Origin of the sequence: Paenibacillus sp. URB8-2, assembly GCF_013393385.1 — a bacterium.
In the GTDB taxonomy this organism is placed as follows: Bacteria; Bacillota; Bacilli; order Paenibacillales; family Paenibacillaceae; genus Paenibacillus_AQ.
Window position 1 is genome coordinate 333,931 of record NZ_AP023239.1, and the last position, 26,972, is coordinate 360,902.

General features: G+C 54.9%; 25 protein-coding genes. 21 read left to right on the top strand and 4 right to left on the bottom strand.

The window, feature by feature from the left end; all coding sequences use genetic code 11:
• Positions 1–317: 317 nt before the first annotated feature.
• Entirely contained in the window at positions 318–737 is a 420-nt protein-coding gene (locus PUR_RS01610; protein ID WP_179033735.1) for a hypothetical protein, read from the bottom strand.
• Between the two features lie 3 nt (positions 738–740).
• Complete coding sequence (locus PUR_RS01615; protein WP_179033736.1) at positions 741–938, bottom strand: helix-turn-helix transcriptional regulator; 198 nt, start codon at positions 936–938, stop codon at positions 741–743.
• Between the two features lie 316 nt (positions 939–1,254).
• Here PUR_RS01615 and PUR_RS01620 point away from each other — a divergent pair, with 316 nt between their 5' ends.
• From PUR_RS01620 to PUR_RS01645, 6 genes are all read left to right on the top strand, one after another.
• The gene (locus PUR_RS01620; protein ID WP_232101673.1) at positions 1,255–2,091 is read left to right on the top strand and encodes a sugar phosphate isomerase/epimerase family protein; all 837 of its coding nucleotides are present in this window, start codon (positions 1,255–1,257) and stop codon (positions 2,089–2,091) included.
• Positions 2,091–3,050 carry a sugar kinase gene (locus PUR_RS01625; RefSeq protein WP_179033738.1) on the top strand — a complete coding sequence of 320 codons (960 nt, stop codon included), beginning with the start codon at positions 2,091–2,093 and terminating at the stop codon, positions 3,048–3,050. Before PUR_RS01620 ends, PUR_RS01625 begins: the two co-directional genes overlap by 1 nt.
• Before the next feature lie 2 nt (positions 3,051–3,052).
• Entirely contained in the window at positions 3,053–4,354 is a 1,302-nt protein-coding gene (locus tag PUR_RS01630; RefSeq protein ID WP_179033739.1) for an MFS transporter, read from the top strand.
• Positions 4,351–5,139 (top strand): orotidine 5'-phosphate decarboxylase / HUMPS family protein, encoded by a 789-nt coding sequence (locus tag PUR_RS01635; protein ID WP_179033740.1) that lies wholly within the window; start codon positions 4,351–4,353, stop codon positions 5,137–5,139. Before PUR_RS01630 ends, PUR_RS01635 begins: the two co-directional genes overlap by 4 nt.
• Positions 5,140–5,229: 90 nt before the next feature.
• The gene (gene hxlB, locus PUR_RS01640) at positions 5,230–5,778 is read left to right on the top strand and encodes a 6-phospho-3-hexuloisomerase (protein ID WP_179033741.1); all 549 of its coding nucleotides are present in this window, start codon (positions 5,230–5,232) and stop codon (positions 5,776–5,778) included.
• A gap of 384 nt (positions 5,779–6,162) precedes the next feature.
• Positions 6,163–7,413, top strand: coding sequence for a DUF445 domain-containing protein (locus PUR_RS01645; RefSeq protein ID WP_179033742.1), 1,251 nt, complete (start codon positions 6,163–6,165; stop codon positions 7,411–7,413).
• 229 nt (positions 7,414–7,642) lie between these two features.
• On the opposite strand, the gene PUR_RS01650 is transcribed toward PUR_RS01645, so the two are convergent.
• Entirely contained in the window at positions 7,643–7,969 is a 327-nt protein-coding gene (locus PUR_RS01650; protein WP_179033743.1) for a P-II family nitrogen regulator, read from the bottom strand.
• A 150-nt stretch (positions 7,970–8,119) separates the two neighbouring features.
• A complete protein-coding gene (locus PUR_RS01655; RefSeq protein WP_179033744.1) occupies positions 8,120–9,232 on the bottom strand; it encodes a glycosyltransferase family 4 protein in 1,113 nt (370 codons plus the stop codon).
• 231 nt (positions 9,233–9,463) lie between these two features.
• On the opposite strand from PUR_RS01655, the gene PUR_RS01660 reads away from it, so the two are divergent.
• The 15 genes from PUR_RS01660 to PUR_RS01730 all read left to right on the top strand — a co-directional run bounded on the left by PUR_RS01660 (position 9,464) and on the right by PUR_RS01730 (position 26,686).
• Positions 9,464–10,231 (top strand): YheC/YheD family protein, encoded by a 768-nt coding sequence (locus PUR_RS01660; protein ID WP_179033745.1) that lies wholly within the window; start codon positions 9,464–9,466, stop codon positions 10,229–10,231.
• 185 nt (positions 10,232–10,416) lie between these two features.
• Positions 10,417–11,352: a glycosyltransferase family 2 protein gene (locus PUR_RS01665; RefSeq protein ID WP_232101674.1), complete on the top strand. Its 936-nt coding sequence runs from the start codon at positions 10,417–10,419 to the stop codon at positions 11,350–11,352.
• A gap of 139 nt (positions 11,353–11,491) precedes the next feature.
• Entirely contained in the window at positions 11,492–13,531 is a 2,040-nt protein-coding gene (locus PUR_RS01670) for an ATP-binding protein (protein ID WP_179033747.1), read from the top strand.
• Positions 13,528–14,133 (top strand): C39 family peptidase, encoded by a 606-nt coding sequence (locus PUR_RS01675; protein ID WP_179033748.1) that lies wholly within the window; start codon positions 13,528–13,530, stop codon positions 14,131–14,133. Before PUR_RS01670 ends, PUR_RS01675 begins: the two co-directional genes overlap by 4 nt.
• Before the next feature lie 241 nt (positions 14,134–14,374).
• On the top strand, positions 14,375–16,330 hold the full coding sequence (gene pulA / locus PUR_RS01680) for a type I pullulanase (protein ID WP_179033749.1): 1,956 nt from the start codon (positions 14,375–14,377) through the stop codon (positions 16,328–16,330).
• 966 nt (positions 16,331–17,296) lie between these two features.
• Positions 17,297–18,781, top strand: coding sequence for a glutamate synthase subunit beta (locus tag PUR_RS01685; protein ID WP_179033750.1), 1,485 nt, complete (start codon positions 17,297–17,299; stop codon positions 18,779–18,781).
• Between the two features lie 311 nt (positions 18,782–19,092).
• Positions 19,093–19,638 (top strand): phosphodiesterase, encoded by a 546-nt coding sequence (gene yfcE / locus PUR_RS01690; RefSeq protein WP_179033751.1) that lies wholly within the window; start codon positions 19,093–19,095, stop codon positions 19,636–19,638.
• A 332-nt stretch (positions 19,639–19,970) separates the two neighbouring features.
• Positions 19,971–20,999, top strand: coding sequence for an agmatine deiminase family protein (locus PUR_RS01695; RefSeq protein ID WP_179033752.1), 1,029 nt, complete (start codon positions 19,971–19,973; stop codon positions 20,997–20,999).
• Between the two features lie 21 nt (positions 21,000–21,020).
• A complete protein-coding gene (gene aguB, locus PUR_RS01700) occupies positions 21,021–21,896 on the top strand; it encodes an N-carbamoylputrescine amidase (protein WP_179033753.1) in 876 nt (291 codons plus the stop codon).
• A gap of 265 nt (positions 21,897–22,161) precedes the next feature.
• Positions 22,162–22,974: a basic amino acid ABC transporter substrate-binding protein gene (locus tag PUR_RS01705; protein WP_179033754.1), complete on the top strand. Its 813-nt coding sequence runs from the start codon at positions 22,162–22,164 to the stop codon at positions 22,972–22,974.
• 130 nt (positions 22,975–23,104) lie between these two features.
• The gene (locus PUR_RS01710) at positions 23,105–23,752 is read left to right on the top strand and encodes an amino acid ABC transporter permease (RefSeq protein ID WP_179033755.1); all 648 of its coding nucleotides are present in this window, start codon (positions 23,105–23,107) and stop codon (positions 23,750–23,752) included.
• A gap of 13 nt (positions 23,753–23,765) precedes the next feature.
• Positions 23,766–24,488: an amino acid ABC transporter ATP-binding protein gene (locus tag PUR_RS01715; RefSeq protein WP_179037698.1), complete on the top strand. Its 723-nt coding sequence runs from the start codon at positions 23,766–23,768 to the stop codon at positions 24,486–24,488.
• 323 nt (positions 24,489–24,811) lie between these two features.
• The gene (locus PUR_RS01720) at positions 24,812–25,405 is read left to right on the top strand and encodes a TerD family protein (RefSeq protein ID WP_179033756.1); all 594 of its coding nucleotides are present in this window, start codon (positions 24,812–24,814) and stop codon (positions 25,403–25,405) included.
• A gap of 59 nt (positions 25,406–25,464) precedes the next feature.
• Positions 25,465–26,040: a TerD family protein gene (locus PUR_RS01725; RefSeq protein ID WP_179033757.1), complete on the top strand. Its 576-nt coding sequence runs from the start codon at positions 25,465–25,467 to the stop codon at positions 26,038–26,040.
• Positions 26,041–26,104: 64 nt separating this feature from the next.
• Complete coding sequence (locus tag PUR_RS01730; protein ID WP_179033758.1) at positions 26,105–26,686, top strand: TerD family protein; 582 nt, start codon at positions 26,105–26,107, stop codon at positions 26,684–26,686.
• The last annotated feature ends 286 nt before the right edge of the window (positions 26,687–26,972 follow it).

Consider the following 26,972-nt stretch of genomic DNA (forward strand, 5'->3'; position numbering starts at 1 on the left):
AAGCCGAGGGAGGTCGCATATATCGGCCAGCGTTAAGCCGCAAAGCTCGGTAGGACCAAGACCTGCGGTGGCTTGGCTGACTGGAAACCCTCCTTTAATTAAGGGGAGAATTCCCGCTCATTGCGTTTACTTATAGACGCTCATCCGGCGGCGATGGCTTGAAGCTCCGGTGATGGCTCAGCAGCAGGTGGCCGCTTATGGCCCTAAGCTTTTCGGATGCAAAGTCCGGGCATGCTTCGAAGCCAAGGCTCCACGTTGGTGGGGCTATTTTAAGATATGAGAAAGCTTCTGTGCCCGGCGGCATGATATCACGCATTTCACATAACCTTGCTGTATTTAACGATGTAATAATAACGGATGCTGTAAGAGAATACATAGAACGCCACCACGGCAAGAGTCATCCAAAGAGGCGAATCCGCAAGGATCATTATAAAGGGAAGGATCACCATGGCATTGATCGTAATATCAAAAGCCTTGGCCTTCGACAAGTTATTGATAGAGACGCTTCGTTCATCCCCGGCTTCAATATCCTGCTGTTTCTTGAGCGCCGGGTGCTTGGCATAGTAGCGAATGATCAAAAGGTTGGCAATGCTCATGCCGATCAGGCCGGCGCCTACGCCTATGCACACACCGGATACGTTCCTTGCCATCTCTCCTCCTGCCAATATAGCAATAGCCAACAGCAGAACCCCCGTTGCCAGTACCATAACATTGCGCGCAGCAGAGCCTTTTTTCACAAGCTATTCCTCCTCATAGATAAAAATCTCCTCAATCGGCAGCTTGAAATAGCGAGCGATCTTGAACGCCAAAATAATGGAGGGATTGTAGCGCCCGTTCTCCAGCGAGCCTATCGTCTGTCTGGAAACCGACAAAGCCTCGGCCAATTCCTCCTGCTTGATTCCCTGTTGTTTTCGGATCTCCTCCAGACGGTTTTTCAATATCACACCTCTATCTCAATGGAAAGTAAGCTTTACATATTCAATATAACATCTACCGCCAGGGATGTAAATCCTACTTTCCATTGTGGGTATTCTATACACAGAATCTAAGGTACCGTGCAGATGGTCACCCAATGCAAATAAAAAAATGATAGCGCTTTAAAGAAAGGGCTTGCAAAGAACGGAAGGCTGGATTATAATTTGGTCATAAACAGTAAACCGATTTACTAAACCGATTTACAAATACTACGATCTGGCGACTATATCCAGCACAATCCGACATTAACGGTCTGCAAATTGCATGAAGGAGGACGTTATGATGAATGCGGTTTTTGTTCCAACTTCTGTTTTTGGAAACGCTTGCGTAGCGCAGCAGCACTTGGTGGAGCCGATACGCGCCGGAGGGGCGGACGGCATCGAAATCAGACGCGAGCTGTTTCGGCCCGGAGCCCTTCCGCTTGCCGAGTGCCGCGAGGCGAACCGGCGCAGCGGCCTGCGCTGTGTGTACTCCGTTCCGATGGAGCTGTGGAATCGGGAGGGCAGGCTGAACGAAGAGCTGCTGTCTCACATTCTTTCGGAGGCGGCGGTCCTGAAACCGGAAATGCTGAAAGTGTCGCTGGGCCGCTATGCGGGGATTCCGGGGTTAACCTCGGAGGAAGAGCTGATACTTGCCGAACAGGGCCGGCTCACCCAGCTTGACCGGCTCCTTCGGAAATACCGGGAGATGTCGGGTCCGCTTACGCTGCTGATCGAGAACGACCAAACGTTTTACGGAGGCAAAGCGGTTAATTTGAAAGCGTTCTTCCAAGCGGTAAAGCGGTGCGGGCTTGAGGGTGTGAAGATGACATTCGATACGGGGAACTGGATCTACTGCGAGGAAGACCCATTGGCGGCAGCGGTAACTTTTGCTCCTTATGTCGCCTATATTCACTTCAAGCATGTCGTCCGTTCAGGCGGCATGTGGATCACTTTGCCTCTTCCGGGAGAAGCGGATGCTCTTTGGCGGAAGCTGCTGGGGCTGCTGCCGGGCGATGTGCCGCGGGCGATCGAGTTCGCGCTTCCCGGAGCAGGATGCCTTGAAGGATATATCGGAATGCTGCGGAACAGCGGTTCCGGAGACGGTTGGTCAGCGACAGGAAAGGGGATAGCGTAATGAGCCTGAAGGATATAGTCACTTTCGGAGAAGCCATGGTGATGTTCGTCGCCGATAAGCCCGGGGCTTTGAAGGACATCGACAAGTTCAGCCGCCGTCTGGCCGGAGCGGAAGTGAACACGGCGGTCGGCTTCGCCCGGCTGGGACTTTCGGCCGGTTGGGTCAGCAGATTGGGCGACGATGCTTTTGGGGAATATATCCGCGAGTACTTGGCCGGGGAAAATATCGATATTTCCGGCGTAACGAGCGACTCCCGGTATCCAACCGGCTTTCAACTGAAGTCGAAGGTGCTGGAAGGCGATCCGCAGGTGCAGTATTTCCGTAAAAATTCGGCGGCAAGGACACTTTCGGGCGCGGACGTGGACGCCGATTACTTGACCGGCTTTCGCCATCTGCATATGACCGGCATCCCTCCGGCGCTGACGAAAGAGACCCGCGAGTTCGCCTATGCGGCGCTGGGCGCCATGAAGGCCGCAGGACGCAGCATTTCCTTCGATCCGAATTTGCGGCCTTCGCTCTGGTCCTCACGTGAAGAGATGGTATCGGTCATCAACGACCTGGCCTGCCGCGCCGACTGGGTGCTGCCGGGAGTCGAAGAAGGCGAGATTTTGACCGGTTCCAGAGACTCGCGCACAATCGCCGAATTTTATCTGAACAAGGGTGTGTCGCTCGTTGTCGTCAAGCTGGGGCCGGAGGGCGCGTACTTCCGTACGCAGACGGACGAAGGAACGGTACAGGGCTTCAAAGTGGAAGAGGTCGTAGATACGGTAGGCGCCGGGGACGGCTTTGCAGTCGGACTCGTCAGCGGAATGCTGGAAGGGCTTACGGTTTCACAGGCGGTGCAGCGGGGGAATGCGATTGGCGCGCTGGCCGTGCAGTCGGAGGGCGATCATGACGGCTATCCGGCCAAGTCCGAACTTGAAACTTATCTCCAATATCAACTTACGGGAGTGAAATAATGATGAATAACAAGAAAAGCGGCGGCTTTGTCCCCGCGCGTTGGCTGAGGCTCATGCCCATCGTATTCATTACGTACAGTCTGGCTTATCTCGACCGGGCGAACTACAGCTTCGGCGCGGCGGCTGGCATGGCCAAGGATTTGCAGATTACGGCCTCGATGTCTTCGCTGCTGGGCGCGCTCTTTTTCCTCGGCTACTTCTTCTTTCAGGTGCCAGGCGCGCATTACGCCGAGAACAAGAGCGCCAAGAAGCTCGTCTTCTGGTCCCTCATTCTGTGGGGCTTGCTGGCTGCGGCCACCGGCGTTGTCCATAACGTCAAATTCCTGATCGTCATCAGGTTCTGCCTCGGCGTTGTCGAAAGTGCGGTTATGCCGGCGATGCTGGTCTTCCTAAGCCACTGGTTTACGAAAAAAGAGCGCTCCCGCGCCAACACGTTCCTCATCCTCGGCAATCCCGTAACCGTGCTGTGGATGTCCATTGTGTCCGGTTATCTCGTATCCTCCGTAGGCTGGAGATGGATGTTCATTATCGAAGGACTGCCGCCGGTGATCTGGGCTTTCTTCTGGTGGAAGCTGGTAAGCGACAAGCCTTCCGAAGCGAAATGGCTGAATGATGAAGAGAAGAGTGCGCTGGAAAATGCCCTGCATGAAGAACAAAAAGGGCTTAAGCCTGTGAAAAACTACGGAGAGGCGTTTAAATCGCCGCTTGTTATCAAGCTCTGCCTGCAGTATTTCTTCTGGAGCATCGGCGTGTACGGATTCGTCATGTGGCTGCCTTCGATTATCAAGTCCGCTCCGGACATGAACATGGTAACGACCGGCTGGTTGTCGTCTGTTCCTTATGTGCTGGCGGTCATCGGCATGCTGACGGCTTCCTATTTCTCCGACAAGACGCTCAACCGGAAAATATTCGTGTGGCCGTTTCTGATGATCGGCGCTGTCGCCTTCTATGCTTCGTATCTGCTCGGTGCGGATCACTTCTGGATTTCCTTCATCCTGCTCGTGATCGCCGGCGGCGCCATGTACACTCCGTACGGACCGTTCTTTGCCATCATGCCGGAAATTCTGCCCCGCAACGTGGCGGGCGGCGCGATCGCGCTGGTCAACAGTATGGGCGCGCTCGGTTCTTTTGCCGGCTCGTATATCGTCGGCTACCTGAATGGCTCCACCGGCGGCTTCGGCGCTTCCTACATCTTCATGGCCGGTTCGCTGCTGTTGTCGGCGATTCTGACGATGACGGTCGGCAAATCCCGCAAAGCGTCCGAGCAGCAGCCTGAACCAAAGCTGGGGGTGTCCACGCGGTGAAGATCCAATTGGCGCTAGACCGAATGAGCATTGAGGAAGCGGCAGATATGGTCCGGCGCACGGAGCCCTATATCGACTGGATCGAGGTGGGCACCTCGCTGATCAAGGAGTTCGGCATGGCGTCCGTGGAAGCGCTGAAGCATGAATTTCCGCATAAAATCATAGTTGCGGACATGAAAACCTTCGATAACGCCAAATACGAATTCGAGCTGTGCTTCAAGGCGGGGGCGGATGTGGCGACCGTAATGGGCGCAGCCCCGCCGGTTACCGTAGGGTTGTGCATGGAGACGGCTCGGCGGATGGAGAAGCAGGTCATGATCGACCTGCTTCATACTTCGCCGGAGCAGCAGAGGGAGCTGGCGCTGTATCCCGGAGCAATTCACTGCCTGCATGTCAGCAAGGACCAGCAGGAAGGCGGCGGACTCCGGCTGGAAGGCACTGGCGCCGCGGATGCCGGGCATGGAAGCAATCCCGGGGCGCATGGCGCTGCGGGAGGCCAAAGCGGAGGCAGCGCAGAAGCGCATAGCGCTGCCGGGGGCCGGGAGGGCAGCGGCGAAGGAGCATCCGGCAGCCCCAGCGCTGAAGGCGCGGCAGGCCTAAGGTTTGCCGCCGCGGGCGGCATTACGCTGGAGTCGCTGCCAGATCTGCTGGCGCTGAAGCCGGAGGTCATTATCGTCGGCTCGGCGATTACGAAAGCGCCCGATCCGGCGCAGGCGGCCCGCCGTTTTAAGGAGTTTATTCGGGAATATGCCGGAGAGGGCGGGCTAAGCGGCCGTTCGAGCTGAAAAGTTTAATATAAAATGAAGCCAGGGAACGTATCCGGGACAATAAGCAGATTCAGCCTATTCATAAGCAGATAAGGAGTGACCGCCAAGATGAGCAAGCTGAAGGAAATCCTTTCGGAAGCCAGGGAAGTGCTGGAACGTGTTGATGAAGGGGCTGTAACGGAAACGGCCGGGCTGCTGGCCGGAGGAAAGAGAATATTTGTTGTCGGCGAGGGCCGGTCGGGCCTTGTGGCGAAATCATTCGCCATGCGGATGATGCATTTGGGCGCAACCGTGTACGTCATCGGCGAGACGATTACTCCGTCCATTTCGCGGGACGACATTCTGGTGGCCGTATCCGGATCGGGAACGACGCACAGCGTCGTGTGGACGGCTCAGAAGGCGCGGCAACTGGGCGCCTTCGTGATCGCCCTGACGACGGATGACGGCTCGCCGCTGGGCACATCCGCATCCCGGCTCCTGGCCATTCCCGCGGCGACCAAGCACCGCCGCGAGGGAGAACGCCGAAGCGTCCAGCCGCTTGGCTCCCTGTTCGACCAGTGCGTTCATCTCGTGCTGGACAGCGTCTGCCTGAGCTATGCGGAGCTGAAGGGCGTCGATAATGCCGCCGCATACAAGCTGCACAGCAATGTAGAATAGAAGGAAGCTCCGCCCACAGATACAGATTTCAAGCAGTCCCCCGGCGCCACTTGCGCCGGGGACTGCTTTTTTGATTCGGACGGGGCGAAGCAGAGTTTCTGTTCATTTCCGAAACGGGGATTATTCATGGTACAATATTTTTTAAAATACGAGAAAGTATAAGCTGTGCGCTTATTTAGGGCCTTTATATTTCGACGGGAAACGGATGCTCTCCTCCGGAGAGGACGGCGCAGCCGTTTCTTCTTGAAATATAAGACTTTATAAGCTGCGCGCTTATCGTTTGGTCTTATATTTTTACGAGAAACGTACTTGCGTCTTAAAAAGACGCTGTCAGGCGTTTCTTCTTAATGTGCAGGCTTTTCGAGAGAATGTGGGGGGCATGAAATGAAATCCAGATATTTGGCTACAATCTCACTTGCGGTTATGGCGTGCGGATTCCTGCTGACGCTGTTTCTGCCGGACAGTCTGGCAGTGGAGCTGCTCAGGGGCGGATTCGAGGCGGGGCTCGTCGGCGGCATCGCCGACTGGTTCGCGGTTACGGCGCTGTTTCGCCATCCGCTGGGACTTCCTATCCCGCATACGTCTTTGCTGCTGAAGAATCGGGACAAGATCGCACAGTCGCTGATTTCGGCAATGGAGAACGAGCTGCTGAACAAGCAGAGCATCGAGAACAAGCTGCGCGGAATCCGGTTCATCTCGCTGGGCTCCTCGATGCTTACAAGGTTCTTCAGCCGAAAGAAGAACAGAACGGAAATTCTGGAGCGCCTGGGTGTCCTGGTGAGCCGGATTCCGGCGGAGAAGGTGCTGCCGCATCTTCAATCGGCGCTCGCCGGCTATGTCCGGAACGCCGATTTGAAAGAGGCTGCCGATACGGTCGTCACGAGACTGCTGCATGACGGGAAGGACAAGGACGCCCTGGATTACGGGCTGGGACAGGCCGCCGACTGGATCGGCCGGACCGAGACGAAGACCATGCTCGGGCAGCTCGCATCCTCCAAGCTTGCCGAGGTTAAACTGGGCGGATTTAAGGGAATGGCCTTTCAGGCCTTTGCCGGCTTTGTAGACGATGAGATGCTGGGCGAGCTGCTGCAGAACATGCTTCTGTCGGCCATCCGTGATATTCAGGATGAGGACAGCGTCTACCGCGAGGGAATCATCCGGGAGATCCGGGTTGCCCTGTTCCAGCTCGTCAATGACGAAGAGCGGATGAAATCCCTGGCGGACTGGGCCGTGGCCGAACTGGAAGGGGAGGCGGCGGGAGCCTTTCTGCTGGCCCGTCTGGAGGACATGCGCGGCAAGGCGCTCGGGCTGCTGGAACAGGACCGCATCCGCGGCGGGCGGAAGCTGTTCGCCGCCTACGCGCTGCTTGCCCGCCGGATCGCCGGGGAGAAGGAATGGATCTCGGAATGGGAGGACAAGATCCGGCTCTCGCTTCTCGCGTTCGCGGAAGCCAACCATTACCGGATCGGTGTGCTGGTGAAGGAGAACCTCGACAAAATGGAGGATGCCACCCTTGTCGCCATGCTGGAGGAGAAGGTCGGGAAGGATTTGCAATGGATTCGCGTCAACGGCGCGGTATGCGGCTTCGCCGTCGGCCTGGTGCTCACCGCGATCCAATGGCTCTCTTTGGGATAACGAAACGCGGACGCGCAAAGGGCGAGGCTGCCGGAGCTGTTACAAGCATCCGGGGCCTCGCCCTTTCTTTTTAAAATATAAGAATTTATAAGCTAAGCGCTTATCATTTTGACTTATATTTCTACTAGAAACGTACCTGCGTCTTTAAAAGACGCCGTCAGGCGTTTCTTCTTGAGCCTGTCTCTTTATAGAAAATGAAGAATGCACAGCCGACGCCGCGTGCTCCGGACTACAGTTCTTTTTTGCCGGTACTAATTGTATACGCTTCCAGCACAGGAAGAACGAAAATTTTGCCGTCCCCGAAAGAGCCTTTCTCGCCGGTTCTGGCCGTCCGCTTCACAATGTCGATGACTTCTTCCTTGTCGTCTTCAGGAATGACCATCATCAGCATTTTTTTCGAAATCTGGTCGTAGTGAATATCGCCCACTTGAATCCCTTTTTGCTTGCCGCGTCCCAATATATCCATTTTACTGATGGACGGGAAGCCGGCGAGCAGCAGTTCCTCCATCACTTGATCAACTTTTTGCGGTCTTACGATAATTTTGAGCATCAACATAATAATCCACCCTCTCTATATCATTGACAAGAATATGCAGGGTGTTGCCGACTTAGGCGCTGTAATGATTATTTCGGAATGGCAACGCTTACAAATACATTATACAACGGATATAGATGCATCAAAGTGAATAATGTCATTGCATAACATTTAATTTTTTTCCTGATGCTTACAGAGCCAGGAGTACAGCAATTCCAGCCGATCGGCCGTCCGCCCCCAGTCAAACGCTTGGATTGCGTCCCGCCGCCCCTGCATCCCGATGGAGAAGGCCCGCTCTGGACTCCGGGCAAGCGCCAGCATCCTCCGGGCGAAAGAGGCGCTTTCCCGGTACCGGTCCACAAGGTAGCCGTTACGTCCCGATAATATAATTTCCCGGATGCCGCCGTTATTCGAGGCGATGACCGGCAGGCCGGAGGCCATAGCTTCCACATTGACCAGCCCGAATGATTCATGCCGCTGCGAGGGGCATACCAGGCAGTCGGCGATTTGATAGATCCGGTGAATATCCTCATGGGGAATGCCGCCCATAAAAGAAACGGACAGGCGCAAGCGCCGCGCGAGCTTCTTGAGGCTGCGCACATAACCGGGTTTTCCCGTTCCGGCGATGACGAGATGAACAGGCAGGCGTCTTCCCAGGATGGCTACCGCCCGCATCAGGACGGGCAAGCCTTTGCGGGGAATGATCCGCCCGACGAACAGGACCGTAAAGCGCCGGGGCAGACCGTATTCCAGGCGGAGCTGCCGCCGCTCCGCCTCCGGAAGCGGCGTGAACCGGGACAAATCGGCGCCTAGCGGAACAACTGCAAGCGGCAGGCGGTCGCCGGGAAAGATGCGCGCCAGTCTGCTGCCCAGCGACAGGCTGTTGACTGCGATCAGATCGGCCAGGCCGAGGCTTCCGGCGACCTTTGGATTCCCGGGAACAAAGGTCAGGGAGTGCAGGAATAACACGACCGGGACGTGGGGTACGGCCCGCTTCACGGCGGCCATCAGATGCGGACGGTTGTCAACCTGAACCAGCTCGTACGGTTCCTCCTTGACGGTCTTCAACGTTTCGGCAAGGTATAGGCGCGAAGTATCCGCGGGCAGGCGGATCAGCCTGACTCCTTCAAGGACCTCCCGCCCCGGCAGTCCGGGCGCTTCCCGGCTGATTACAGTGACGTTATGCCGGCGGGCAAGCTGCCTGGCTGTCGCCCAGATGCAGATTTCCACGGAGCCGCTGCCCGGAAGCGGAAACCGGCCCGGCGCGATCATGCAGATGTTCATCGTTAGGCTCCTCTCCTTCGTCCCGGCGGCTTCTGTCCTGCAAGGACGCTTCTCAGCCGTTTCTTCATCTTCCTTGTACTATATGCTCATGCCTTGCCGGGAGACACATTTCTTTGCCGGAAAGCGGCGTCTATCCAATGCGAAAGCTTTTACCCATGCATAGCTTACCTTGTATCGACAACAAGCTTCTTAAGCTGCAGAAGATTAGCGAACGGGAGTGTGGCAGTAAGAATGAAGGCAAAATCCACGTTGACCAGCAAATGGATTAAGACAAAGGTGCTGCTCCGCAGTCCGGAGATTTCGGCGCTGATTCCGGAGACGGCAAGACTGACCCGGGAGAACGCCAAGAGAATGCTGGACAAATACGGAATGGTGTATATCAAGCCGGAGGTGGGCACATACGGAAACGGCGTAATACGGGCAGAGCGGCGATTGCAGGAGCGGGGAGCTGCGTACTGGTACCAGAGCGGAACAAAGAAAAGAACGTTCGGTACCTTTGAGGCATTTTATACCTCGCTTAAGTCGATGACCCGGGGACGCAGCTACCTGATTCAAAAAGGAATTGACCTGCTGAAAGCCAAGGGGCAGCGTTTTGACATCCGCGTGATGGTCCAGCTCGGTCCGCGCGGAATCTGGGAGACGACGGGGCTGATCGGCAGAGTGGCCGGGGAGGGCAAGATTGTTACCAACTACCATGCCGGCGGCAAGCCGACGGCGGTGGAGAAGCTTCTCGCTCCGCATATGGACGGTGCGCATCAGGCTGCAACGATCAAACGTCTGAAGAAACTCGGCAAAGATATCGGACAGTTCTACATGAAAAATTATCCGGCGTTCAAGCAGCTTGGCGTCGATGTCGGCCTCGACCGTTCTTTGACGCCTTGGATCATTGAGGTCAACACCAATCCCGATCCGTACATTTTTAATCAGCTTTCCGACAAATCGATGTACCGCAAGGTTATGGCCTACCGCCGGGCGCAGACAACCCGATCCAAACGCTAGACCCTCCCACCCTTTCCATGAAAAAATGATTAAAATTTATGAAAATGTTGCATTTTGTGTTTAGACCTGCACAATAAAGGGTAATTACAAAAAAATTGCGCAGACATGAAATGTCTGCGGCGCAGCGCAAACGCAGTCTTGAGAACAGCATTCTGGAATTCATTTTTTCGAAAAGGGGTGGGAGTTTGAGCGACTCTCTGACATTGTCGGTGGCCATTTGCACCCGGAACAGACATGAGGATTTGCGAAAATGCCTGAAATCGATATTCGGACAGCAGGGTATTTCCGGTTCGGCGATCGAAATTCTAATTATTGACGACGGCGATACGGAAGAAGCATGGCTTGAAGAGGTCCGAAGGGAAATGCCTTCAAGCATGGAACTGGGTTACCACCGTAAAAAACGGGAGGAGGCGGGTCTGCTTAAATCGCGGATTTATGCGACTCACGCCTCCAAGTACGAGACCCTTCTCTTTCTCGATGATGATGTGGAGCTGGAACCGGACTATCTGGCCGTCCTTCTGCAGACATTTGACCGTTTTCCTGATGCCGTCGGCGTAGGGGGAGTAGACCAGAGCTTCTCCTGCTCCCTGAAAGGCAGGCTCCTCATGCTGGTAAGCGGGCGAAGCCGGTTCTCCCCGGGAAAGTTGTCCTACAGCGGATTTGCTTCGTCCATGAATTTGTGGAACCGGCAGAAAGAGATCTTCCGGACCGAGTTTCTGCACGGATGCAATATGTGCTTCCGCAAGTCTGCACTGCGGGATGTAGAGCCGGTTGAGTGGCTGAACGGCTACAGCCTTGGCGAAGACCTGTATCTGTCCTATCTGGCAGGGCTTCATGGACCGATGGTTATCAATCCGGGACTCAAGCTGGTGCACTACGGATCGCCGGCCTCCAGAGACAAGGAAGAGCAGGTCGCCTATACCAAGGTGATGAACCACTACGAACTGTTGAAGCTCAGAACCGGGATAACACCCTTCCGCTATGCCATGCTGCTGTGGACGGCCGGCTTTTTATATGCGGAAACCGCACTGAAGCGGCGGAAGGAGGCTAGCAGCGGCTATCTTAGAGGCATACGGGCGCTGAAAGGCGCGCAGGCCCGGAGCGGATCGCCGGGCGTCTGATGCGCTGTCCGTCCGCCGGAGCGGGCTGCGACCGCTGCCTGCCGTTTAGAGAACGAATAAAGCACCCGAATCATAGGCAGGAGCCTTGATTGCGGGTGTTTCCGTTTACCGGTTTTACGACAGAAAGGAGTCTGTTTTCATGGACTACTTGGCGGATGAAAGCCGTGTTCTTGACCACGCATTCATGAGGTCTCCTATCGGGATGGCGCTGCTGAAGCCCGGGGAAGGACGGTGGCTGAAGGTTAACACGGCGTTTTGCGGGATGCTTGGCTGTTTGGAGGAAGAACTGGAACAATACAATAAAGGCTTCCCGTCTTATGAAGAGGTCACCGAGCATCTTCCCGCACCGGACAGCGTCTATGAATCGGAGCGGCTCGCGGCGTGCAAGGGGGGAGGCCATATCTGGCTGTCACTACGGTACATATGGGCCGAGCCCGGTCAGGCAGCTTCCCGTATTATCCTGTACGCCCGGGATATCGGCGGTGGGATCATCGACGATCCATTCCCGCCGGGCGGCGATGACGGCCTTCCTTCCCAACGGCTTGGCATGATGCAGGATATTACGGACCGGGCGGAAATCGAGCAGATTGAGAAGCTCGGCAATGAATACACGCTGATTCTGAATGCGGTTTCCGAAGGGCTATTCGGTTTGGACCCCTATGGCAAGGTCACGTTTATCAATCCGGCGGGGGCTTATATGCTCGATTTCGAGTGCGACGATATATTGGGCCTCTCCTACCGGGAGCTGATTCACCAGACTTCGCTTGACGGCATCGATTACCTGCCGGAGGAGGCGCCGCTGATGAAGGCCATTCACAGCGGCGTTTCTCATCAGGGCAAGGAGGCGGTTCTGTGGCGGAGGGACGGGACAAGCTTCCTGGCCTCCTATCAAGTGACGCCGCTCTTTGATAAAGGAGAGTATGTAGGCGCGGTGGTGGTGTTCCGCGACATTACGGACGAGCGGGAGATTATCCGGGCCAAAGAATCCGCAGAAAAAGCCGATCAGGCCAAATCGGAGTTTCTGGCGGTCATGAGCCACGAGCTGCGCACCCCGATGAACGGCATTATGGGGATGACCGACCTGCTGGCACAGACAGAACTGAATGAGGAGCAGCGGAGCTACACGGAGATCATCAGCCAGAGCAGCGGGGCTTTACTGTCCATCCTTAATGAAATTCTCGATTTCAGCAAAATTGAAGCCGGCAAAATGACGCTGGCGCATGATCCCTTTGCCTTGCGCGAGGTGCTGGAAAGCGTGACGGAGCTGTTCTCGGCCAAAGCGAGGGAGAAGAACCTCGGCCTTATCTGCGAAATCGGCTCGGAAGTGCCGGATATCATTATAGGCGACGCCGCGAGACTGCGGCAGGTGCTCGTGAACCTGGTCAGCAACGCGGTCAAATTCACCGAGGGCGGAAAGGTTTCGATAGAAGTAAAAGCGGAATCCCGCCCTTCCCCGGGAATACCGGCGCTGAGCTTCCGGGTCAAGGACACGGGAATCGGCATTCCCGCCGACAAGCAGCCGCTGCTGTTTCAGTCGTTTTCCCAACTCCATCCCGCCATTAACCGCAAATACGGAGGAACGGGACTGGGGCTTGCCATCTGCAAAAAGCTGATCGAGCTTATGGGCGGAGCGATCGGCGTTGAGAGCGCCCCGGGACAAGGCTCCGATTTTTACTTTACTTTGCCGGCGGAAGCTTCGAATGGGGATGGCGAAACCGGAGAGACCGGGGCGGAAGAGGCTCTCCCGGTAAACCGGGGCAACTTCGGCGGGGATGAACCGTCATTGCTGCCGAAATATGGACCGATGCGCATTCTCATTGCCGAAGATCATCCTGTAAACCAGAAGCTGCTGCGGACGATCCTGCGCAAGAGAGGCTATGAGGCCGATGTGGCGGAAAATGGGGAAGAAGCGGTCAAGGCTGTGATAAATGGCCGGTACGATATTGTGTTCATGGACATCCACATGCCGGTAATGAGCGGCCTGACGGCGGCGGTACATATTCGGGATTTGCTTCCGGAGGAACAGCTGCCGTATATTGTGGCGGTGACGGCATACGCTAGGAGAGAAGACCGCGAGATATGCTTTGCCGCTTCAATAAAGGATTTCGTCAGCAAGCCGTTTCTTTCTACGGAGATCGACAGGATTCTGCTCACGCGACGGGATGCGGTTTCGTTATGACCTTTGGAGGAACTGGAAAAAAGCTGGATCTGGAACCGTATACCCAATGGGCACCGGGGGTCCGGTCTTCAGGATCCGCCTGCGGGCCTGCAACAATGGCCGCGATGGCGGAATACTGGGGCCGGCATCTGGGGCAGTCCGCCGTTATCGGCAGGGAACGTTTCCGCTCGAAAGTGGAGCATATCAATTATTTATACGGAAATTACGGCGGAAGACCTTGGGGTATGAGCGTCCGCGGTTTCGCGAAAGGCATCAAAGCGTATCTCCAATCGGCGCTCGGGGACGCTCCGGCGGTCCGCTTCCGAAGCTTCAATGATTTCGCTTTGTACAAGGCGGAAATTGACGCAGGCCGGCCGGTAGCGGTAAAGTTCGACAAATGGTTTTCCCTGCGCTGGATGGGGCGCTATGCATTCGATTATCACTGGACAGTGGGGATCGGCTATGAATTGACGGAGTTCGGTCCCCGGCTGATTTTACAGGATAACGGCGCCAGGCGCGCGGATGGAGGATATGCCGCAAGCCGGGAGCGCCGGATCGATTATGCCGGGAATCGGCCGGTGATTACGATGGTGGCGGTGGAACTGGTCCCAAAGGGGACCTGATTCAAGTTTTTGGAGGGCTCATGCGGCAAATGAAGAAGCACTAAGCATAGCCCTCGTTTTATCTGCAAATCCAATGATTGGATTACAGAAAACGGGTGAAAATCGGTTTGACAGCAGATTGGACGCATTGTATAATCCCGGGGAATACTAGAAGAAACTTCAAAAAAACAATCGTTTGCGCTGTGCGGGGCCTTGGCAGATTACCGGGCAGTGAGAATGTAATAAAGGAGTCCTGATCGATTTGTCGGTACAAGGGGAAAGGGATGAGCCGATTTATTACGGCGATCCTGCGGTCACCGGCGGTGTCTCCGTCTTTGTCGACGGCTTTGACGATTTATTTAGTTACGAGGGAGACGATTTGGGGCTGAGCTACACGCCGGAACGCTCCGCTTTCCGGCTATGGGCGCCTACCTCCCAGGAGGCGCAATTGGTGCTGTATGATTCCTGGCAGGGGGAAGCCTCTGCCGTAATGCCGATGACCCGCGATATCGGGGGAACCTGGATACTGACGGTAAAAGGCGATCTGGAAGGCAAATTCTATACGTACCGCGTATGGATTGAAGACCGGTGGAACGAAGCCGTCGATCCTTATGCGAGGGCGGTGGGCGTCAACGGCGACCGCGGCGCCATCCTTGATCTCCGCAAGACGGACCCGCTGCGCTGGACCGAGGACAAACCGCCGTTTGACGATCCCGTGGACGCCGTTATCTATGAGCTGCATCTGAGGGATTTGTCGGTTCATCCGGCCGGCGGCATCCGGCAGAAAGGCGGATTTGCCGGCCTTGCCGAGAGCGGTACACGGGGACCGGCGGGGATTCTTACTGGGCTGGACCATATCGCGGACCTTGGCGTCACACATGTGCAGCTGCTGCCGGTTAGTGACTATGCCACCGAAAGCGTAGACGAAACGAAGCTGGGCGAGCCGCATTATAACTGGGGCTACGACCCGAAGAACTATAATGTTCCCGAAGGCTCCTACGCGACCGATCCCTTCGTTCCGGGAGTCCGGATAAAGGAGTTCAAGCGCCTGGTTCAGACGCTGCATGACCGCGGCCTGCGGGTTATTATGGACGTTGTCTACAATCACGTCTACAACGGCTACCGCGCGCACTTCACGAAGCTTGTTCCGGGCTACTATCTGCGCTACAAGGCGGACGGGACACTGTCGAACGGCTCGGGCTGCGGCAACGACTGCGCCACCGAGCGCCAAATGATGTCCCGCTTTATTGCCGACTCCGTGCTGTACTGGGCCAAGGAGTATCATATTGACGGCTTCCGCTTCGATCTGATGGGCCTGATCGATACCGGCACGATGACGGAGATTCGGCGGCGGCTTGATGAACTTGATCCTTCGATCCTGACGATCGGGGAAGGCTGGGTTATGGATACGGGGCTTGCCCCGGAACGCCGGGCGAACCAGCATAACAGCTCTCTGCTGCCGAGGATCGGGCAATTCAACGACGGTTTTCGTGATGCGGTAAAGGGAAGCATCTTTCTGCATCACCGCAAAGGCTTCATCAGCGGCGGGGGCGGTAACGAGACCGGAGTCATGGCAGGCGTCGCCGGCGGCATCTCCTACGGGCCGGGCATCGGGCAGTTCGCCCAGGAGCCGCAGCAGTGCGTCAATTATGTCGAATGCCACGATAATCATACGCTGTGGGACAAATTGCTGCTGTCAACGGAAGGGGCCGGGGACGAGGAACGCCGCAGCATGCACCGGCTCGCTTCCGCCATGGTGCTGACGAGCCAGGGTATCCCTTTACTGCATGCCGGCCAGGAGTTTATGCGGACGAAGAACGGTGTGGAGAACAGCTATAACAGCCCGGTGGAACTCAACCGGCTTGACTGGGAACGATGCGCCGAGCGCCAGGATGACGTTGCCTATATGAAGAGATTGATTGCCCTGCGCAAGGAACATCCGGCGTTTCGGCTGCGGAGCGCGGAGGCGATCCAGGCCAGCCTCGTCTTCGAGCGGGCTCCGGGCGGCACGGTGGCGTTTACGCTGCGGAATCATGCCGGAGGCGATTCGGCGAGCCACATTTACGTGCTCTATAAAGCGAATATTGGCGAAATCCCGGTGACGCTTCCGAAGCTGGGGGAATGGCAGCCGCTGCTGGGCGAGCAAGGGATCGTTCTGCTGAATAAAGAACAGCTTATTGTCCGTGGTATCGGAATGACGGTGCTGGCGGTGAAGTAAGGTTTTATAAGGATGATATTTAAGTTGCAAAGAGGAGCGGCGGGTCTCGAAAGAGCCCGCTTTTTCAAAATATCAGGTTAAGGATAAGCTTCGCGCTTATCCTTAACCTGATATTTTTACGAGAAACGGATGCCTTCCTCTTCCAGAGGACGGCGAAGCCGTTTCTTCTTATTTGTATATTAAAAGGCGAAGCGTTGCAAAGGGAGTTGGCGCCCGTTGCAAACGGAAGGAAGTCCAATAATTCGGGGACAACCCCGCCTATTGGAATTTACAGGGAACTCCTCCCGCTTATTCTCCGATAATAAAACATCTCAGTCCCTGACCGGGAAAAGCTCCAGCTTAATTCCCGATTCTCAATTCCTTCCGGCTAAAACGGGAAAATTAGAGGGAGCTTTTCCCTCCCAAGTCTGGCAAAGACCTCTTTCAAGCAGAATAAGGTGGATAATTTCCGCTTTGTTCGCCATTCCGCTCCCTCATTTAAAGCCTGCTCTGATGAAGCCCTATGCCATTGTGTTCCTTGCACAGCGGGAACAGCTTCTTTTCCGGCTGCCGGTACAGCCGGTTGTACGCCTTTTTGAGATTTAACAAAAATGAGCAGCGAATGTAATCGTTTCCTGTCTCTCCATCTTGATTTGCCGCCTTGACATAGAGTCAAATTGATTTAAATTTGAAATTTCTGTGATAATGGCAAAATGATCTTCTCGATTTGCCCAAAAGGTGACATTGCTCACGTTCGGATACGGAAAGCGGATGGTACTATGTAGTCACTTATTACTTCTAATTTTAAATGTGGCGGACAACCATACAGCACGGGCAAGCGCCCGGGCGTGGCCTGCCGCTTCGCTGCTTTACAGCGTCATACGAATGGGCGCTCGGTAGGGACTGAAGTCCTTGGTGTAAGCGGCATCTAGAATAAATCGCCGGCCGGTCCGGCGAAAATCAAAGAAGACACGGAGGATGACAGGGATGGGCAAATCTACGGGATTTTTGGAATACCAGCGTGTAACGCCTTCGGAATGCGAAGCGCTTGAGCGGATCAAGAACTGGAACGAATTTTCGGTTCCTATGGAAGAGGAGAAGCTGCGCGAGCAGGCTGCGCGCTGCATGGACTGCGGAACGCCGTTTTGCCATGTGGGCCGGCTGCTGTCGGGGATGGCTTCTGGCTGTCCGCTGCATAATCTGATTCCGGAATGGAACGATATGGTATATAAAGGGAACTGGGAAGTAGCGCTGAAACGGCTGCAGAAGAGTAATAACTTCCCCGAATTCACAAGCCGGGTATGTCCTTCGCCTTGTGAGGGCGCTTGTACGGTGGGAATGAACGGCCTGCCCGTAACGATCCGTTCGATTGAGAAAGCGATCGTGGATAAAGGCTTCGAAGAAGGCTGGATCAAGCCGGAGCCCCCGCTTACCCGCACCGGCAAGAGCGTGGCAGTCGTCGGCTCCGGTCCTTCGGGACTGGCGTGCGCGGCGCAGCTCAACAAAGCGGGCCACACGGTTACCGTATATGAACGGGCCGACCGGATCGGCGGACTGCTGACCTACGGCATCCCTAATATGAAGCTCGACAAGAAGAAAGTGCAGCGCCGGGTTGATCTGCTTGAGGCCGAAGGAATCACCTTCGTGACCGGCACGGAAATTGGCAAGGATATTTCGGCCGAGGAACTGAAAGCGAAGCACGATGCGGTTGTACTGTGCGCCGGTTCGACCAAAGCCCGGGATCTTCAGGCTGAAGGACGGGAGTTGTCCGGAATTTACCAGGCGATGGAATTCCTGACGCTGAATACGAAGAGTCTGCTGGACTCGGAGCTTGCGGATGGAGAATACTTGTCTGCCGCCGGCAAAGACGTTGTCGTCATCGGCGGCGGCGATACCGGAACCGACTGCGTGGCAACCTCCCTTCGCCATGGCTGCAAGAGCGTGGTGCAATTGGAGATCATGCCGCAAGCGCCGCTTACCCGCCAGCCGAACAACCCGTGGCCGGAATATCCGAAGGTGCTTAAAGTGGATTACGGCCAGGTGGAAGCCAAGGCAGTGTATCAGGAAGATCCGCGGCGCTATCTTGTTTCGACAAAGCGTTTTGTCGGGGATGAGAACGGACATGTGAAGGAACTGCACACGGTACGGCTCGAATGGGTACGGAATGAAGAAGGCCGAATGGTGCCGAGAGAAGTACCGGGCAGCGAAGAGGTTATCCCTGCGCAGCTCGTACTGCTCGCGCTGGGCTTTACTGGACCGGAGGAGACGGTAGCCAGCCAGTTAGGTCTGGAGCTCGACGAGCGTTCCAACATCAAGGCGGAATACGGAGTTCACTCGACGAATGTGGAAGGCGTCTTTGCGGCCGGCGACATGCGCCGCGGACAGAGCCTTGTCGTATGGGCCATCAGCGAAGGCCGCCAGGCCGCCCGCGAAGTGGACCGGTATTTGATGGGCTCCTCGAATTTGCCTTAAGTTCGGCGAAGCGGCAAACCGGAGCATAACGCGAACATAAATGTAGAGCGGGGCGCCCTTTCCGGCGCCTCTTTAGTCCATTATCTGCCCGGGTCCCGCAAAGTACCTGACGCAAGCTTTGAAGGAAGGCCTCACTTTGTGAGGCTTTTTTCAAAATATCAGAAAGGATAAGCTTCGCGCTTATCCTTAACCTGATATTTTTACGAGAAACGGATGCCTTCCTCTTCCAGAGGACGGCGAAGCCGTTTCTTCTTAGCTGCCGGTATTGGCGGCAATCATATATATCGAGAACGGGAAGGGATGGGAAAAATATGAAGCTGATGTTTATTTCCGATATTCACGGTTCGCTGCATTGGTTAAAGAGAGCGCTGGAGAAATACGCCGAGGAGAAGCCGGACGGCCTTGTTATTCTCGGAGACTTTATGTATCACGGTCCGCGCAATCCGCTGCCGGAGGGCTATGACCCGCAGGGCGTGGCGAAAGAGCTGAATGCGTACAAGCGGCATATCACGGCCGTGCGGGGCAACTGCGACGCCGAGGTGGACCAGATGCTGCTCGATTTTCCGATGATGGGCGATTATACGCAAATTTGGTATGAAGGCAGACGCATTTACGTCACGCACGGACACGGCTTCAGCATCGAGAGCCTGCCCGAACTGAACGAAGGGGATATTTTTATTCAGGGGCACACCCATGTTCCCGTGGCTGACATCAAAGAAGGCGTTTATGTGCTGAATCCCGGCTCCATCTCGCTCCCGAAAGAAAACAACCCCAATTCCTACGCCGTGCTGGAGGGCGGGGAGTTTACCGTCAAAAGCTTTACCGGAGAGAGCGTGAAGTCGATCCGGATTTCCTGATTCTATTTAAAAAGAAGCCCGCCTCCGCGGGCCTCTGTAAGAAGCCGGGCGCATGCGTCCGGCTTTTTTGGAAATATCAGAAAGTATAAGCTTCGCGCTTATCCTTAACCTGATATTTTTACGAAAAACGGATGCCATCCTCTTCCAGAGGACGGCGCAGCCGTTTCTTCTTACCTGAATCGGATGTTTCGCTAAGCTGACGTTCCGCTGCCTTAAAATGCCGGATTGCTGTCTTCCCCCGAGGAATTGAGCCCGGGTTGATATTATTGTATTATGGGTAAGGAATGCAGAAGAGATGTGTTCCTTAAACTATTGTAAAGCGGGCTAAAATCATGAATCCTAAAGATTTCAATTATAGCATGCCGCCCGAATGGGCGGAGCATGAGCGCACGTTTATTTCCTGGCCGGTGCAGGCGTCCATGTGTTTTCCGGACGATCATGAGTCCGTATGCCAGGGATATGCGGATATTATCCGGGCAATCGCCGAATTCGAACCGGTGACGGTTGTTGTGAATCCGGACGAGCAGGAGGCCGTCATGCGCCTCGTATTCGGGCCGGGCATCACGTTTCTGCCGATCGAGCACAGCGACGCCTGGCTGCGGGACAACGGACCGACCTTTGTCGTGAACGGCGACGGGCAGCTTGCCGGGGTTAACTGGAAATTTAACGCCTGGGGCGGTAAATATTCACCCTGGGACCTCGACGATAAGGTCGCACCGCAAATCATCGAGAAAGTGAAGGTTACACGGTTCGATGCGCCGATCGTGATGGAAGGAGGCTCCTTTCATACCGATGGAGAGGGCACGCTGATTACGACCGAGGAATGTCTGCTGAATCCGAACCGCAATCCGGGCCTGGGCCGGGGAGATATTGAAGAGTATCTTCGCCAGTATACCGGGGCGGAGAAGATCATTTGGCTGAAGCGCGGACTAAGCGGCGACGAGACCGACGGGCATGTCGACAATATCGCCTGCTTCGCGTCACCCGGCAAGGTTATCATTCAGGTGTGCGATGACCCGCAGGATGAGAATTATGAGATTACTGCAGAGAATCTGCGTATTTTGGAGAACGCAACAGACGCCAAGGGCCGGAAACTGGAGATCGTCAAAATCCAGCAGCCGCCGCGCGCCGATCATGAGGGCAGCCGGCTGACACTCAGCTACCTGAATTTCTATTTTGTCAACGGCGGGATTATCCTGCCCGTATTCGGCGCGCCCGAAACGGATGCGTTGGCCGAGCTGGCCCTGACGCGTCTTTTTCCGGACCGGAGAATCCGCACTGTTGACGGGATGGCGGTCATCCGCGAAGGCGGGAACGTCCACTGCACGACGCAGCAAATGCCGGCCAAGGCAAGTCAATAAGGCAACAAGGAGGACATAAGCTTGAGAAAAGTAAAAGTAGCCGCGACGCAGATGAGCTGCTCCGGCAGCATTGATGAAAATATCGCCAAAGCCGATAAGCTGGTTCGGGAGGTGGCCGCGCAGGGAGCGCAGATTATTCTGCTGCAAGAGCTGTTCGAGACGCCGTATTTCTGCCAGAAGGAAAAATCGGATTACTATGAATATGCGACTGAACTGGAGCAGAACAAAGCCGTAAACCATTTCAAAGAGGTGGCGAAAGAGCTTAAGGTTGTGCTTCCGATCAGTTTCTACGAGAAGAAAAACTATGCGCGTTACAATTCCCTGGCCGTGATCGACGCCGACGGAAGCGTTCTTGGCAAATACCGCAAGAGCCACATTCCGGACGGCCCCGGCTATGAGGAGAAGTTTTATTTCAACCCCGGAGACACCGGATTCAAAGTATGGAACACCCGCTACGCCAAAATCGGGGTGGGCGTATGCTGGGATCAATGGTACCCGGAAGCGGCGCGCGTCATGACACTCATGGGTGCGGAGATACTGTTTTATCCGACGGCAATCGGCTCCGAACCGCAAGACAGCGCCATCGACTCGAAGGATCACTGGCAGATGTGCATGCTCGGCCACGCCGCGGCGAACCTGATTCCCGTGGTGGCGTCCAACCGGATCGGGCGTGAAGAGGACGAAGAGTCGAGCATCAACTTTTACGGTTCCTCGTTCATCGCCGGTCCCCAGGGCAACAAAGTTGCCGAGGCCGGACGGGGCGAAGAGACCGTGCTGGTCGGCGAGTTCGATCTGGACGAACTGGAGACGGGGCGGATCGAATGGGGCATTTTCCGCGACCGCCGTCCGGAGCTGTATCGACTGATCGCTTCCTATGACGGGGATCTGACCTTTTAACAGGCGCCTAAGATATTGAATAACATGAGCACTGACCCAGGGAACGGAAACCTGACAGTGCTCTTTTTTACAAAAGGTTGGACTCTGCGGGCCGAATTCGGAAAAACGCTTCTGCGAGGCCATAAGTCCCGAAATTGTAGATGTTACAAACTTCCGATAATTATGTGATATAACATAACACAAGAGGGAAAACATAATTGTCATCTACGCTTTAATCTGTTAAAATCTCTTTATGCTATTGATAATTTCGCAGGGGGATTGAGAGATGAAAAGCAGAAATAAATGGGTCATGTCAGCTTTGGTCGCGATGCTGGTAGTGATCATCGCCGGATGCGGATCGGACAACGCAAGTTCCGGCAGCAATGGCGAAACAGTAGTCAAGTTCGCGAGCGACGCTACCTATGCACCTATGGAATATATGGATAAGGATACGATCAAGGGCTTCGATATTGATTTTATCGATGCGGTCATGAAAGAAGCGGGAATGAAATACGAAGTGGTCAACACCGGCTGGGATACGATGCTTGAGAGCGTCAAGCAGGGCACGGAGTACCAGGCTGGCTTGTCCGCGGTATCCATTACCGACGACCGCAAGCAGACGTATGATTTCTCCGTTCCTTATTTTGAATCGACCAACATGATTATGGTTAAAGAAGGCAGCGACATCAAGAGCGCGCTGGATCTGAAGGAGAAGACCGTGGCTGTGCAGACCGCCACTACCGCCGATGAGCTGATGAGCAAGATTATGGGCGTGGGCAACACGAAGCTGAAGCGCTTTGACAGCAATGCGGTAGCGATGTTGGAACTGGACAACGGCGGGGCGGACGCAGTGGTGGCCGATATCGCGATCGTTCGGGAGTATATCAAGAACAATCCGGACATGAAACTGGTCGGCATCACGGATACGCCGAATTTCGGCTCCGAGTATTACGGCATTCTGTTTCCGAAGGGCAGTGAACTTAAAGCGAAGCTGGACCCTGCGATCCAAAAGGTAGTTGACAACGGCAAGTACGAGGAAATCTACAAAAAATGGTTCGGTGAAGCTCCCGACCTGACGAACCTGAAGAACGCACAGTAAGCAAGGCAAGCAAAGCAAGCATGCGTAATGAATACTATTGCGCGTGCTTTGTTTTTTTTCATAGAGAGATAATTTATGGGGAATGGCGGTATCCCGCCTACCCGCGAAAAGAAGAGAAGGGAAGAGAAAGATGGATTTCAATTTCGACATCATTGGAGGATATTTGCCCTTATTCTTGAGGGGAACCTTATATACGGTCGGCTTTTCGATCGCCTCGATCATCCTTGGTTCCATTTTTGGACTGGGCATCGGCTTCGGCAGAATGCTGAAAAGTCCGCTCTGGCGCTGGCCTTTCCTGGCCTACATCAATTTCTTCCGGGGCACGCCGCTGTATGTCCAGATCCTGATTGTGCATTTCGGGGTGGTTCCAACCCTTTTTGGAAGCACCAATGCGCTGATCTCCGGTGTCGTTGCGCTGTCGCTCAACTCGGCAGCCTATACGGCGGAAATTTTCCGGGCGGGCATTCAATCGGTTGATCCCGGACAGCGTGAGGCGGCGCTGTCGCTCGGCATGACCGGAAGGCAGTCGATGCGGTTCGTGGTGCTGCCGCAGGCTGTTAAGCGGATGGTACCGGCATTTGGCAACGAATTCATTGTGCTGGTGAAGGACTCCTCGCTGCTGGCGCTCGTCGCCGCCCCCGAAATCATGTATTGGAGTAACACGATGAAAGGCCAGTACATGCGGATATGGGAGCCTTATTTGACGGCGGCGGTCATTTACTTTGTTCTCACCTATTCGCTTAGCAAGCTGCTGTCCTATATCGAACGGAGGATATAACCAAATGGAACCGATCATTTCCGTCAGACATCTGAGCAAGGCATTTGGGAGCCACACCGTGCTCGGCGATATCAGCATTGATATCAACAGCCGTGAGGTTGTCGTTGTAATCGGGCCTTCGGGTTCCGGCAAATCAACCTTTCTGCGCTGCCTGAATCTGTTGGAGCAGCCGCAGCGGGGTGACATCGTCATTGAAGGCGTCAATCTGATGGACACAAAAACGCGGATTAACGAGGTGCGGACCGAGGTTGGCATGGTGTTCCAGCAGTTCAACCTGTTCCCGCACAAGAAAGTCATTGAGAATATTATGCTGGCGCCGGTTCAGGTACGCAAGTGGCCGGAGGAGCGGGCCCGGCAGAAGGCGCTGGAGCTGCTCCACAAGGTCGGGCTTGCCGAAAAGGCCGAGGCTTATCCCGCTTCTCTGTCCGGCGGACAAGCTCAGCGGGTGGCGATCGCCAGAGCGCTCGCCATGGAGCCGAAGATTATGCTGTTCGACGAGCCTACGTCGGCGCTTGATCCGGAGATGGTCGGCGAAGTGCTTGCCGTTATGAAGGATCTGGCCCGGGAAGGGATGACGATGGTCGTCGTCACGCATGAAATGGGCTTTGCTCGCGAGGTAGGCGATCGGGTGCTGTTCATGGAACAGGGAGCCATTGTGGAAGAAGGGCCGCCGGAGGAGCTGTTTGGAAATCCGCAGCACATGCGGACCCGGGAATTTTTATCGAAGGTGCTGTAAGCGGCGGGGATTCCCGCCGTTTTTTTTGAAATATCAGAAAGTATAAGCTTCGCGCTTATCCTTAACCTGATATTTTTACGAGAAATGGATGCCTTCCTCTTCCAGAGGACGGCGGAGCCGTTTCTTCTTAAAATATAAGAGTTTATTAGATTCATCGATGCCGCCGGGAGCGAAGTAGAATCTTGTCTATTAATCAAGTAAAATTGGAAGTGCGCGGTCAGGAATTGAAACATATTCGGTTTCTCCGCGTATGACCTTGTATATTTATTTTGCCGGGAATGCCCGGCGCAACCTAGCGATTTTTCGAAATGGAGGGTTAACGCTTGGCTGGAATTAATCTGGTAAAAGGCCAAAAAATCGATTTGACCAAAGGCAATGCCGGTCTGACGAATGTGATCGTCGGTCTGGGATGGGACCCCGCCGAATCCAAAGGGCTGTTCGGGTTCAAGAAGCAGGCCAATGTTGACTGCGATGCCTCGGCCCTGCTGCTGAACGCGGACGGAAAGCTCACGAAGAAGACCAATCTGGTCTGCTTCCACAACAAGCAGAGCGCCTGTAATTCGGTCGTTCATTCCGGTGACAATCTGACAGGCGAGGGAGACGGAGACGACGAGCAAATCAGAGTGAACCTTAGCGCAATCCCTTCCGATGTGCACCGGGTTCTGGTTGTTGTCAACATTTACGACGCCGTGAACCGCAAGCAGGATTTCGGCATGATCAGATCGGCGTATATCCGCGTGATGAATGCCTCGGGCGGTGCCGAACTGGTCAGATATAACCTGTCGGACAACTACTCCGGCTTCACTGCCCTGATCTGCGGCGAACTGTACCGCCACGGATCGGATTGGAAGTTCGCGGCGATCGGCGAAGGCAGTCATGCGGCGCATGTCAATCAGTTGGCCGAACGGTATGTATAACGGCAGTTTTCGTGCATTTTGACTTACCCATACCATTAATGAAGAGAGGTTATGCAAAAATGGCAATCAATTTATCCAAAGGTCAGAAGATCGATTTGACGAAGTCGAACCCGGGTCTCTCCAAAATTACGGTAGGTTTGGGCTGGGACACGAATAAATATGACGGCGGCAAGGATTTTGACCTGGACTGCTCCGTTTTTCTGGCGAACGCGAACGGAAAAGTAACTAAAGAGAGCAATTTTATCTTTTTCAATAACAGACAGAATGAGAATGGTTCCGTTGTGCATACCGGCGACAACCGTACCGGCGAAGGAGACGGCGACGACGAGCAGATCCAAATCGACCTTGCGGGCGTTCCTGCCGATGTGGAGAAGATCGCCTTTTCGATCACCATTTATGAGGCAGAGCACAGAAACCAGAACTTTGGACAGGTCTCTCGTTCGTATGTACGGATTCTGAACGAAGTGAACAATGAGGAACTGATCCGGTTTGATCTCGGTGAAGACTTCTCGATTGAGACGGGTGTTGTGGTAGGCGAGCTTTACCGCCACGCGGGCGAGTGGAAGTTCAATGCCATCGGCAGCGGATACAGAGACGGATTGGCCGGTCTGACCCGGGATTACGGGCTGCAATAATAGATGGAACTGCCGGCAAGAACTGCCGAATCTATGAAACTATAGGTGAAAGAAGGTTTTGATTGTGACGATAAGCCTTTCCAAAGGTCAACGGATCGATCTTACCAAGACCAATCCGGGCCTGACTCAAGTAGTGGTGGGCCTCGGCTGGGACACGAATAAATACAGTGGCGGGAATGATTTCGACCTGGACGCCTCGGCGTTCCTGCTCTATGAGGATGGCAAGGCCAAGGGCGCAGACGACTTCGTGTTTTATAACAATCAGACCGGCGGCGCAGGCTCGGTAACCCATTCAGGCGACAACCGCACGGGAGAAGGCGACGGGGATGACGAGCAGATTCTGATCGATTTCGGCAAGGTTCCCTCGCAGATTCACCGAATCGGCATTAGCGTCACGATTTACGATTGCGACGTCCGCGGGCAGAATTTCGGACAAGTCTCCAATGCGTTCGTGCGTGTCGTCGATGCATCAAACAACAGAGAAGTGCTGCGCTATGATCTGGGTGAAGATTTCTCGATGGAAACGGCCGTCGTATTCTGCGAGTTCTACCGCCATGGCGCAGACTGGAAGTTCCAGGCGGTCGGCAGCGGCTTCAGCGGCGGACTAAGCGCCCTGTGCAAGAACTACGGACTGGACGCGAGCTAGCATTCGGGCGGGGTCGGTGATGATCCCGCCTTTTTCGAAAATATTAGGAACATTTGGAAATCGGTGGGCAACCGGCGGGCAGGCGCCGAAATTCATCGCAGTGATCTTGAATATTATTTCTCTGGGGAAACAGCCATAGTGGCAGGAGAATTATAATAGATTGGGCGCGGGATGGAAGTTTAGCGCCATCGCGGCAGGTGCATTATTTCGGCGGACATCGTGAAATGGACGAAGCTTACCGCTGGGGACTGCGTCGGGTCGCAGGCAGAAAATAATATGAATATAC